Raw genomic sequence first — 12419 nt, 5'->3', positions numbered from 1 at the left:
CGAAAGCAAATTGATATTTGATAGGTTCGAAACGCGCGAAGGGTTCGCACCACAATGCAGCCTCTTCGTACATCTCCCCGGCCCCGGGGCGACCAACGGCCGTCATCGACTGGCCCGATCTATGGTACAGCCGGCCCGAACGATGGGGTTCCAGCCGCAAAGGCGGTTGTCAATTGCGGGGTCAGGCCATAGGGCGCTATTGATTTTCCTTCGCAATAGCAGCAGCCCCTGTCATGCAACGATCGACCATCCGGACATGGTTCCTGATCCACAAATGGACGAGCATCGTCTGCACCGGCTTTTTGCTGATGCTGTGCGTCACCGGGCTGCCGCTGATCTTTCACGATGAAATCGACGCGCTGACCGAGGACATGCGGAACTATGGCATGCCCGGCGTCGGGTCGTCGGGCGAGGCCCCCGGCCTCAAACCGCTCGACGAAATGCTAGCGAAAGCGCTCGCCGCGCGGCCGGGCGAGGTGCCCGTCTTCATGGCGTTCGATAACGAGCAGCCGTCGATGACGATCACCACCGCACCGCGCGCCGATTCCCCGGCGGAGGACATGACGATCCAGATCCTCGACCGCTCGACCGGCGCGGGCACCGCGACCGTCGACGAAAGCGGCGTGATGCATTTCCTGCTCCAGCTTCACACCGACATGTTCCTCGGGCTGCCCGGCATGCTCTTCCTCGGGCTGATGGGGCTGCTCTTTGTGATCGCGATCGTCTCGGGCGTCGTCCTCTACGCGCCCTTCATGAAAAAGCTCGACTTCGGCACCTTGCGCACCTCGCGCAGCCGCCGCGTCAAATGGCTCGACTATCACAATCTGCTCGGCATCGTCGCGCTCGCGTGGATGACCGTCGTCGGCGCGACCGGGGTGATCAACGCGCTCGCCACCCCGATCTTCGAATATTGGCAGCGGACCGAGCTGGCCGAGATGACGAAGACCTACGCCGGCAAGGGCGCGGTGCCCCCCGAAAATTATGGCTCGATCGACAAGGCGATGGCCGCGGCGCGCAAGGAGATTCCCGGCAACAATCCGCAGTTCATCGCCTTCCCGGGCGGCGCGTTCAGCAGCAAGCATCATTATGCCGTCTTTTTCCAGGGCGACACGCCGCTCACCGAACGCCTGCTCACCGCGGCGCTGATCGATGCCGAGACGGGCGACTTCACCGACGCGCGCCCGATGCCCTGGTACGCCAAGGCGCTCGCGCTGTCGCAGCCGTTGCATTTCGGCGACTATGGCGCGCTGCCGCTCAAATTGCTCTGGGCGATCCTGACCGTCTTCACGATGATCATACTCGGATCGGGCCTCTATCTCTGGCTCGGCAAGCGCCGCTTCGGAACCGACGCGCTCGTCCGCGAGGTCGAGAGCGGCGGCACATTGCAGCCCGCCGAATGAAGAAGAGCCAAGGCCTCCGCGCGATCTTCGCCGTCCCGCTGCTGCTCGCGACCGTCAGCATCGTCGGGCTCGTCGTCGCGCTGACCGGCGACGGATGGCGCGATGCGATGTCGTGGGCCGCGCTCGCCATACCCGTATTTGCCGTCGGCTGGGCCATGCGCGCGCGCCGAACCTGACCAATTTCCGCGCGGGACAGGGCCGCGCACGTAGGGGAATACACATGACCAGATCGACCTTCCGCACCGCGCTGGAGCTGACCGCCGCCACCGCCGTGATCGCCATTGCGACGCCCGCGATGGCGCAGGATGATGCCGGCGCCGACGAGATCCTCGTCACCGCGCAGCGCAACAACCAGACCAAGGTCACCAGCGGCGGCAATGTCGGCGTCTTCGGCACCAAGGCGGCCGAGGACATTCCGTTCAACATCCGCAGCTATAACGAAGCGCTGATCCTCAACCAGCAGCCCGATTCGCTCGGCGAAGTGCTGGAGAATGATCCCACCGTCCGCACCGCGCTCGGCTTCGGTATCGCGGGCGAAGTCTTCGTCATCCGCGGCTTCGACCTGTCGTCCGACGATGTCGGCTTCGACGGCCTCTATGGCATCACCCCGCGCCAGATCGTCGCGCCCGAACTCGTCTCCTCGGTGCAGGTCATCAACGGCGCCAGCGCCTTCCTCAACGGCGCCGCCCCGGGTGGCAGCGGCATCGGCGGCAGCGTCAACCTGCTTCCCAAAAAGGCCGAGCGCGACGTGATCCGCGCGACGCTCGGCTATACCTCTGCCGCGCACCTCTCGGGCGCGGTCGACGTCGCGCGCCGCTTCGGCGCCCATCAGGAATGGGGGCTGCGCATCAACGGATCGGCGCGCCGCGGCGACATCGCGATCGACGACGAGTTCCACTCGAGCTACGTCCTCGGCGCCACGCTCGATTACAACAATGGCCCGCTGCGCGCTGCATTGAACCTCAACTACCAGCGGCTGAACCAGACATACTGGCGCGGCCAGGTCGGCATCGGCGGGGTGATCCCGCGCGTTCCGCACGCCGACACCAATTATTCGCAGCCGTGGAGCCAGATCCTGACCAAGGATTATTTCGGCACCTTCAGCCTCGAATATGACCTGTCCGACGCCGCGATGCTCTATGCCAAGGTCGGCGCGCGCGACGGGCGCGAGGATCAGACCACCGCGGGCATCACCCTCAACGATCCGGTCACCGGCGCCGCGACGGGCAGCGGCTCGTACGTGCCGCGCGAAGACAATAATGAATCGGCGACCGCCGGCATCCGCATCAAGCTCGAAGGCGGCGGCATGAGCCACGAGATCAACGCCGGCGCCGCGGTGAGCTGGCAGGTCAACCGCAACGCCTTCGACTTTGGGGCCGCCTATCCCGCCAATCTCTATGACCCGGTCATCGTGCCCGCGCCGACGCCGGGCGGTTTCGTCGGCGGCGACCTCGACAATGTGTTCCCGATCGGCCGAAACCGCGTGGCGAGCGTCTTCTTCTCGGACACGCTCGGGTTGCTCGACGACCGCATCCTGATCACCGGCGGCCTGCGCCTGCAGGAGATCAAGACGACCTCCTATTCCTATACCGACGGCGCCCGCACGGGCGGCTACAAGGAATCGGCGGCGACCCCGGTTCTCGGCCTCGTCGTCAAGCCGGCCCCCGGGCTTTCGCTCTACGGCAACCGCATCGAGGGTCTGGTGGCAGGCTCCGTCGCGCCGCTCACGATCGATGACGGCAACGGCAACGCCATCCCCGTCGTCAACCGCGGCGCGGTGCTGCCGCCGGTCAAGTCGACACAATATGAAGTCGGCGGCAAGCTCAACTTCGGCCGCTTCAACGCGGGTCTCGCGCTGTTCCAGATCGACAAGCCCAACAGCTTCGTCGACCCCGACACGCTGGTCTATGGCAATTACGGCACCCAGCGGAACCGCGGTGTCGAGATCACGCTCGACGGCGAGCCGGTCGACGGCCTCCGCATCATCTCGGGCCTGACCTTCAACGACGCCAAGCTGCGCCGGACCGAGGGCGGCGTGAACGAAGGCAAGGACGCGGTCGGCGTGCCCGAAGTGCTCGCCAACGCGAATGTCGAATGGGATCTTCCCTTCCTGCCCGCGCTGACGCTCGTCGGCCGCGTCGTCTACACCGGCAAGCAGGCCGTGGACTCGGCCAACACGCTCGAACTCGATAGCTGGACGCGCTTCGACCTTGGCGCGCGCTACGTCGCGCTGGTCGGCGACACCCCGCTGACGCTGCGCTTCAACGTCGATAATGTCGCGGACAAGCGCTATTGGGCCACAGCCTATAACGCGTTCAGCGCTTTCGGCTCGCGGCTGCTCCAGGGCGGCCCGCGCACCTTCAAGGCATCGGCCTCGATCGAATTCTGAACGGTCTTCCCCTCCCGCTAGCGGGAGGGGAGCTGGTCTTCCAGTTCGGCCAGCCTCCGTTGCGTGATCGCCAGGTCATCGGCAAATTGAGGATGATCAGGCCAGCGATCGGCCAGCGCCTGCGCGATCGGAAGCGACGCGCGGTACAGCGCGACGGCCTCAGGCAAGTCGTCCATCGCCTCGGCCAGATCGCCAAGCCGTTCATGGCTGAACGACAGATCACGCTGCCATTCCGCATTGCCCGGCTCGCGTGATACCAGACCTTCGCAAATCGTCAGGCTTGACGCATAGCGCGTCCGCGCCGCTGCCAGATTCCCCAACGCTTTCTCAACATCGCCAAGCTTGTTGTGACTGACCGACAGATCGCGCTGCCATTCCGCATTTCCCGGTTCGCGTGATGCCAGACCCTCGCGGATGACCAAGCTCGCGACGTAACGTTCCCGGGCGGCATCGAGCTGGCCAGTCCACATCTCGATATCGCCGAGTTTGTTGTAACTGACCGACAGATCACGCTGCCACTCCGCATTTCCCGGCTCGCGCAACGCCAGATCTTCGCGAATCGTCAGACTCGTAGCATAGCGCGAGCGCGCCACATCCAGGTCGCCACCCGCTTTCTCGATATCCCCTAACTTCTCGTGACTGATCGATAAACCGCGCTGCCATTCCGCTTTTCCCGGCTCACGCATTACCAGTGCCTCGCAAATGGCAAGACTTGCCCTAAAGCGTTCTCCTGCTGCCGCCAGATCGCCTGTTATCCTCTCGATGCCACCCAGCTTGTCTTGGGCGACCGAAAGATCGTGCATTTTCACTTCATTTTCGGGGTCGGCCGCCGCCGCCGCGACCGCCACTTGCATGGCCGCATGGAAATGCTCTTTTGCGGATGTCAAAGCACCTTCGGCGATACAGATATCCCCCAACTCGCTATGAGCCGCCATCTGATCGCGCGCGTCTTCGGCATATTGGCGCGCCGCCTCTGCAGCACGGCGCGCATCCCCCAGATTCCCCGCCGCTTCATGAAGGCGCGCAAGCGCTATCCACGTCCATACATCGCCCGGATCGAGATCAGCGGCACGCCGGTAAAGCCGGACCGCATTCGCGATCGAATCGAGCGCGGCGACCGATGCAAGCTCACGAAACTGCCCCGCCGTTCGCGCAACATCTCCTTCGAGCTGCTCCTCGCGTTCGGCGACAACCTTGGCCCGATCCTCACCCGCCATGTCGCGCAGCGCCATGGCGAGGAGCTGGTCGTCCGCCGATTCCGCCAGATTACGGATGCTTGCTTCGACGATCGGGGCGGCGATCGTCGTCGTGCGCGCCAGATATTTTCCGTAGAGTTCAACAATCCGCTGCTTCTGCCGGTCGGTCAGATCGCCGTCGCGTGCGGCCGTTTCCAGTACGTCGAGCGCCGCCTCCGGAAAGATGGCTTCGGCCTGCTGCGTCGTTTCGAGCGACAGGATCGCTTCCTTGATTTCATCGAACCGCTGGTCGAACCGGTCGAAGCCACTTTCGATATCAGCTCTCAGATCGGCCAGATCATTCGCATGATGCGTGCCAAGCACGCGTAATTCTTCCAGCCGGGCAATCGCCTCATTCTCGCGGTCGAGCGCGAGGATGTTGGCCAGCGCCTGATTGCGCCCGACCTCTGCAGCAAAAAACATCTCGAACTGGTCGGCCCAGCCGGGATAGCGCCCATGACCCTCATGGAATACCTGACGCAGCGGCTCACTCAGCGCCGTTCGCATCCCGGCTTCGACCAGTGCGATTGCCCGGTCGGTTGCCGCCGCCTTGGGCGTTTTCGCCTGCTGGCCATAGATGGTGCGCACCTGTTCTTCGAGCAGATCGCTTCGCAACTGGTGAGCAGCACGATCGAAGGTTCGCAAATCCTTCGATCGCGCAAAATCGCGCAGCGCGCGCCGCGCCATATTGCTCACCGGATCGCCGCCGACCGAATCGCACGCCTTCTCCATTGCCGCGATCGACAGGACGAACGCCTTGTGCATAGACTGTAGCACGACAGGGCTCTCGCTCGATGCCTCGCCGGACAGCCGGTTGAAGCCCGCCGTTGCAAGCCATTTTGTGCCGGCATCGACCCGATTTCCAAGAATGCCGTAAATACAGCATTCGACGAGCTTTTGCCCTGCAAAGATAGAAATTAGATCCATTGCCCCACCGCTTCCATGAGACAATAATGGTGCAATAAAATCAAGTTGGGTCCGATGAAGTGCCGCCCGGGAACCGCGCGCCGCCCCGATCATTGTGACTTGGGAGCCGCAAAAGGATGATATTATGGCCGCACGCGCTTACTGGAAGGGGCAGATCCGGCTCGCGCTGGTGTCGATCCCGGTCGAAATCTATTCAGCGACCAAATCGGGCGCCGCGGTGACCTTTCGCCAGATCCACGAACCGAGCGGCAAGCCGGTCAAATATGAGAAGGTCGTGCCGGGCATCGGCGCGATCGACCATGACGATATCGTCAAGGGCTTCGAGCTGTCGAAGGGCAATTATGTGCTGCTCGACGAGGAGGAGATCGAGGCGGTCAAGCTCGAGAGCAAGCGAACGCTGGAGCTCGTCCAGTTCGTCGACACCGATGCGATCGACGTCCTCTATTACACCAAGCCCTATTATGTCGTGCCCGCCGACGAGCTTGCCGAAGAAGCTTATATCGTGCTGCGCGAGGCGCTGAAGCGCACGAAGAAGGTCGGGCTCGGCCAGCTCGCGCTGCGCGGGCAGGAACAGCTTGTCGCGCTGCGTCCGTGCGGGCGCGGGCTGGTGCTCGAAGTGCTGCGCTACGCCGACGAGGTGAACAAGGCGGCGAATTATTTCCGCGATGTCGGCAATGCGAAACCCGACGCCGACCTGCTCGACCTCGCCGAAACATTGATCGGCAAGAAGAGCGGCAAGTTCGACGCGAGCGACTATCACAATCACTATGTCGACGCGCTCAAGCGCGTGATCGCCAAAAAGGCGAAGGCCAAGGGCAAGCGCGTGCTCGAGGATGTCGAGGAACCCGCCGAGGTTTCGCGCGGCTCGAACGTCATCGACCTGATGGCGGCGCTGAAAGCCTCGGTCGACGGCAAGAAGAAAGCGCCCGCCGCCGAGGAGAACAAGACGCCGGCGAAGAAGGCACCGGCGAAGAAGGCACCGGCGCGCAAGCGCGCCTGACATGGCGAAGCGCGCCGATCCGCTCGCGCAATATAACGCCAAGCGCGATTTCGCGCTGACCCCCGAGCCCGCGGGCAAGGTCGCCCCCGGTAAGGGCAACCGCTTCATCGTCCAGAAGCACGACGCGACGCGCCTCCACTACGACTTCCGCCTCGAAGTCGACGGCGTGCTCAAAAGCTGGGCGGTGACCAAGGGCCCAAGCGCCGACCCCGCCGACAAGCGGCTCGCGGTACGCACCGAAGATCATCCGATGAGCTATGCCGAGTTCGAGGGGGCGATCCCCAAGGGCGAATATGGGGGCGGCAGCGTGATGCTGTGGGACCGCGGCACCTGGGCGCCGATCGAAGGCAAGAGCGCGAAGGATATCGAGAAAGGCCATCTCCACTTCACCCTCGACGGTGAACGGATGAAAGGCGAATGGCTGCTCGTCCGCATGAAGCCGCGCCCCGGCGAAAAGCGCGAGAACTGGCTGCTCCGCAAGGTAAACGATGCTTATGCCGGCGGCACCGACGACCTCGTCGGCCGCCAGCTCACGAGCATCCTCACCGGCCGCACGATGGCCGAGATCGCAGGCGACGCCGGCGGCGAACAATCGCTGAAGGGCGCCAAGGGCGCGGCCTTCACGAAGAAGATGCAGGCGGCCGCCGCGCACAACAAAAAGGTCGCGAAGCCCGCGGCAAAGGGCAAGCCGCCCAAATTCCGCCCGCTCCAGCTCGCGACGCTCGTCGACGCCGTCCCCGGCGGCAACGGCTGGTTCCACGAGATCAAATATGACGGCTATCGCGCCGAAATCGCCGCCGCGGGATCGGACGTGCGTGTCTACACGCGAAACGGCCTCGACTGGACCGACAAATTCGCGCCGCTCGTCCGCCATCTCGCCGCGCTCGACCTGCCGCCGTGCCTGATCGACGGCGAGATCGTCGCTTATGACAAGGACGGCAATCCCGATTTCTCGTCGCTGCAGGCGGTGCTCAAGCGCGGCCACGGCGCGCAGGACGAGAAAACCGAGCTGCTCTTTTTCGCCTTCGACCTGCTCGAAGAAGGCGGCAAATCGCTCGCGAAGCTCGGCAACCTCGAACGCAAGGAACGGCTCGAAGCACTCCTCCGCCACGCCGCACCGCCCGTCGCCGTCGCCGACCATGTCATCGGCGCGGGCGAAAACCTCTACGCCGCGATGTGCGGTGCGGGGCAGGAAGGTATCATCTCGAAACGCGCCGACGCCGCTTACTCGGGCCGCCGGTCGAAGAATTGGGTGAAGGTCAAATGCACACGGCGGCAGGAATTCATCCTCGTCGGCTGGAACCCCTCGTCGACCAAGGCGCGCCCCTTCGCCTCCTTGCTCCTCGCACAGCGTGAAGGCGATACGCTGGTCTATAAGGGCAATGTCGGCACCGGCTTCGACACCGGCACGATGGCCGACCTCGCCAGGAAGTTCGCGAGCCGCGAACGCAAGACCGCGCCGCTCGAAGTCGACGCCGCATCGGCGCGCAAGGTCCATTGGCTCAAACCCGAACTCGTCGCCGAAATCGCCTTCGCCGAATTTACCGCAAGCGGATCGGTGCGCCATGCAAGCTTTCTCGGCCTGCGCAGCGACAAGGAGGCAAAGGACGTGACACCCGAAAAGAAGCAACCCGCACCCGCTCCGCAAAACGATGTGACGATCAGCAGCCGCGACCGCGTGATCTTTCCCGAGGCGAAGGCGACCAAGGGTGACCTCGCCGACTATTATGCCGCGATCGCCCCGATCATGCTCCCGCACACCGCGCGCCGCCCGATCAGCCTCGTCCGCTGCCCGCAGGGGCGCGGCAAGAAATGCTTTTTCCAGAAACATGATTCGGGTTCGTTTGGCGAGCATGTGCTGCACGTCCCGATCCGCGAGAAGGACGGCGGGCACGAGGATTATCTTTATGTCGAAGACGCCAACGGCATCCTCGCCTGCGTCCAGATGGGGACGATCGAGTTCCACGGCTGGGACAGCCATGTCGATGCGCTCGAAAAGCCCGACCGCATGGTCTTCGATCTCGACCCCGACGAAGGGCTCGATTTCGCCGACGTCAAGAAAGCCGCCGCCGACATCCGCCGCCAGCTCGCCGACATCGGGTTGGTCAGCTTCGCGATGCTCTCGGGCGGCAAGGGGGTGCATGTCGTCGTGCCGCTCGATCCGGGGCACAGCTGGGACGCGCACAAGGATTTCTCGAAACGCTTTGCCGAGGCGCTGAGCCTCGCCGAACCCGACCGCTTCGTCGCGACGATGAGCAAGGCGAAGCGCAAGGGCAAGATCTTCATCGATTACCTGCGCAACCAGCGCGGCAGCACCGCGATCATGCCCTATTCGGCGCGCGCGCGCGAACAGGCCCCCGTCGCGGTGCCGATCGGCTGGGATGCGCTCGCCGATGTCGAAAAAGCGGGGCATTGGACGATCAAGGATGGCGAAGACCTGCTCGAACGCGCCGCGAGCCCCGAACTCAAAGGTTGGGGGTTTGCGAACCAGGTGCTTCCGGATTTCTAGCCCATCAGGCCAAGCGCGACTCGCGCGCCGGAATTTAGTTAGGGCACTAAGCGCTGTCAGAACAATACCAATAAAGTACCAAAATTCCGCACACTTCGCGTGTATGGCGCATAAATTGCGTCAAATTCAGCTTGACGGATAGATTGGTATGTATAAATTTCCCTCAAAATTAGAGCAAAACTTGATCTAAGATCAAAAAGAGGGAGACTGAACATGACCAATGCAAGATATCTGCTCGCTTCGGCCAGCATTGGTACGCTGCTTTTTGCCGCTAGCGCGGCCCACGCCCAAGCCCCTGCCCCGGCCGCCGCCGACGCAGCGGAAAGTGAAATCGTCGTCACCGGCATCCGCGGATCGCTCCGCGAAGCGATCGACGCGAAGCGCGACCTGTCGGTCATCGCCGATGTCGTCACCGCCGAGGATGTCGGCAAATTCCCCGACAAGAATGTCGCCGAGGCGCTCCAGCGCGTTCCCGGCATCGTCGTCAACCGCGAGTTCGGCGAAGGCGAGCGCGTCTCGCTGCGCGGCACCGCGCCGAACCTCACCAAGACCCTGCTCAACGGTCATTCGGTCGCGACCGCCGACTGGTTCATCCTCGACCAGGTCGCCTCGACGCGCAGCTTCAACTATCTGACCCTGCCCGCCGAGATCATCGGCCGCCTCGAAGTGTACAAGAGCCCGCAGGCCGACGTCGAGGAAGGCGGGGTCGGCGGCACGATCAACGTCATCACGCGCAACCCGCTCGACCTCGACCCGCTCACCCTCTCGGCCTCGGCGCAGGCCGCCTATTCGGATCTCTCGGGCAAGGTCGACCCGCAGGTCTCGGGCCTGATCAGTTGGAAGAACGAAGACGAGACCTTCGGCGTCCTCGTCGGCGCCATTTATCAGAAGCGCCGCACGCGCCGCGACGGGCTCGAAATCTTCGGCTACCGCTCCTTCCCCGTCGGCGGCGGGCAGAGCGCGCTGGTCCCCACGCTGATCGGCTCGACGATGTTCGAACAGGACCGCGAACGCTACGGCGCCAATATCGGCATCCAGTTCCGGCCGTCGGACGAACTCGAAGTCAACATCACCGGCCTCTATTCGCGCTTCAACGCCGACAATTTCAACCAGAATTATATCGCATGGGGCGAACAGGCACTCGGCGGCGGCGGCACGATCAGCAATGCGGTGGTGCAGGACGGCGTCGCGGTCGCGGGCAATGTCGCGTCGCGCGCCGGCGGCACGCAGGGCTTCGGGGTCGTCTATGACGCGATCGACCGGGCGGCGGTCGCCAAGACCGTGTCGGCCGATTTCGACCTGACCTGGCGCCCCGCCGACAGCCTGTCGGTGCATTTCAAGGCCGGCTGGACCAAGGCGAACGGCGACACGAGCAACGAGAATTTCATCGAGTTCGCGGGCCCCGGCGCCTTCAGCTACGACCTGCGCAGCGGCCGGCCCGAAGTCAGCTTCTCCAACCCCAATCCGCTCAACCCGGCGGGCATCCGCCCCGACTTCGCGCGCATGCAGTCGGTGACGAACGACGATGAGGAGAAATATTTCTATCTCGACGTCGAAAAGCAGGTCGAATGGGGCCCGATGACCGCGCTCAAATTCGGGGTCAAATATACCGACCACGACCGCGTCGCCGAACGCTTCGCGACCAATGGCGGCGTGTTCACCCCCGGCCTGCGCTGCGGCGGCGTCCCCTGCACCTCGGCCGATTTCGCGACCGGCAGCGGGATGCCCGGCGACTTCCTCGACAATATCGCGGCGCCCGGCACGCTCAAGGATTACTGGCGCGTCGATCCCGCCAAGCTGCGCGCGATCTATGGGTCGCAGACCGCACCCGGTACCGACCGCTTCCTCGTTCCCGGCAACACTTACTCGATCAACGAGAAAGCCTATGGCGGCTATGGCCTCGCCAAATTCGGCGGCGACGGCTGGCGCGGCAATGTCGGCGTGCGCGTGATCGAGACCAAGCAGACCTCGGACGGCTTCATCATCGGCGGCGCGAACCCGCAGTTCACCAACCCGTTCGGCGGCTTCACCCCGTCGCGGGCGAAACGCTCGTACACCGACATTCTGCCGAGCGCGAACCTCTCGGTCGACCTGTCGGACCAGGTCATCCTGCGCTTCGCCGCGGGCAAGACGGTGACGCGGCCCGACTTCGTCGACATCACCCCCGGCGTCGACCTCAACGGCACCTTGCTGACCGGCCGCGGCGGCGATCCGAACCTCGATCCGTACCGCGCCAACCAGTATGACCTGTCGATCGAATGGTATCCCGACCGCGAGACGATCGTCGCGCTCGCCGCCTTCTACAAGGACATCCAGTCGTACATCGTCAACACGACCTCGACCGAAATCCTGCCGAGCGTCTTCGTGCCGGGATCGCAGCCCGCGGGCTGCGTCGCGGCGGGCGGCGCCAATCCGAACCTGTTCAACTGCCCCTATCAGATCAACCGTCGCAGCAACGGCGACGGCGGACGCAACCAGGGCTTTGAATTCCAGGTATCGCGCCCGATCTGGGGCGGCTTCGGGATGGTGGCGAACTACACCTACTCCGACGCCAAGGCGAACAATGGCGACCCGATCCCGGGCAACTCCAAGCATTCGCTCAACCTGACGGGCTATTATGAGAATGATCTGATCAGCGCGCGGCTCTCGTACAACTATCGGTCGAAATTCTTCATCGATATCGACCGCGCGGCGCCGCTCAATCAGGCGGCCCTGTCGTCGCTCGACGCCTCGGTCAGCGTCAACATCACCGATAATATCGCGCTCACCGCCGATGCGATCAACCTGACCAACGAGAAGATCGAGCAATATTCGGGCACCCGCGACCGCCCGCGCGCGATCTATGACAATGGCCGCCAATTCTATGTCGGGGCGCGCCTGAAGTTCTGACCGGACCCGCTATCCTTCCCCCTCGATGGGGGAAGGATATGAGGCTTTGTCGCGAAGCAGAGCATCCTTG

At 63.8% G+C, this 12419-nt stretch carries 7 protein-coding genes; 6 read left to right on the top strand and 1 reads right to left on the bottom strand.

All coding sequences use genetic code 11. From position 1 onward, the window contains the following. Positions 1 to 233 precede the first annotated feature (233 nt). From ATE70_RS09555 to ATE70_RS09545, 3 genes are read left to right on the top strand one after another with little or no spacing between them, the layout of a single operon-like run. The gene (locus tag ATE70_RS09555) at positions 234 to 1400 is read left to right on the top strand and encodes a PepSY-associated TM helix domain-containing protein (RefSeq protein WP_058537691.1); all 1167 of its coding nucleotides are present in this window, start codon (positions 234 to 236) and stop codon (positions 1398 to 1400) included. Next, on the top strand, positions 1397 to 1576 hold the full coding sequence (locus ATE70_RS09550) for a hypothetical protein (protein ID WP_058537690.1): 180 nt from the start codon (positions 1397 to 1399) through the stop codon (positions 1574 to 1576). The genes ATE70_RS09555 and ATE70_RS09550 overlap by 4 nt, the downstream gene beginning before the upstream one ends. Positions 1577 to 1620: 44 nt before the next feature. Further along, entirely contained in the window at positions 1621 to 3789 is a 2169-nt protein-coding gene (locus tag ATE70_RS09545; protein ID WP_058537689.1) for a TonB-dependent receptor, read from the top strand. Between the two features lie 17 nt (positions 3790 to 3806). On the opposite strand, the gene ATE70_RS09540 is transcribed toward ATE70_RS09545, so the two are convergent. Continuing rightward, positions 3807 to 5951, bottom strand: a complete 2145-nt coding sequence (locus ATE70_RS09540) for a tetratricopeptide repeat protein (RefSeq protein WP_058799850.1) — start codon at positions 5949 to 5951, stop codon at positions 3807 to 3809. A 124-nt stretch (positions 5952 to 6075) separates the two neighbouring features. Between ATE70_RS09540 and ku the strand changes: the two genes are divergently transcribed. From ku to ATE70_RS09525, 3 genes are all read left to right on the top strand, one after another. Next, positions 6076 to 6951, top strand: a complete 876-nt coding sequence (gene ku / locus ATE70_RS09535; protein ID WP_058537687.1) for a non-homologous end joining protein Ku — start codon at positions 6076 to 6078, stop codon at positions 6949 to 6951. Position 6952: 1 nt separating this feature from the next. Continuing rightward, positions 6953 to 9460 (top strand): DNA ligase D, encoded by a 2508-nt coding sequence (gene ligD / locus ATE70_RS09530; protein WP_058537686.1) that lies wholly within the window; start codon positions 6953 to 6955, stop codon positions 9458 to 9460. A gap of 213 nt (positions 9461 to 9673) precedes the next feature. After that, a complete protein-coding gene (locus tag ATE70_RS09525; RefSeq protein WP_082639525.1) occupies positions 9674 to 12349 on the top strand; it encodes a TonB-dependent receptor in 2676 nt (891 codons plus the stop codon). The last annotated feature ends 70 nt before the right edge of the window (positions 12350 to 12419 follow it).

Origin of the sequence: Sphingopyxis sp. H053 (assembly GCF_001468225.1) — a bacterium.
Taxonomy (GTDB): domain Bacteria; phylum Pseudomonadota; class Alphaproteobacteria; order Sphingomonadales; family Sphingomonadaceae; genus Sphingopyxis.
The sequence above is the reverse complement of the archived record's forward strand: the minus strand, read 5'-3'. Positions and strand labels throughout refer to the sequence as shown.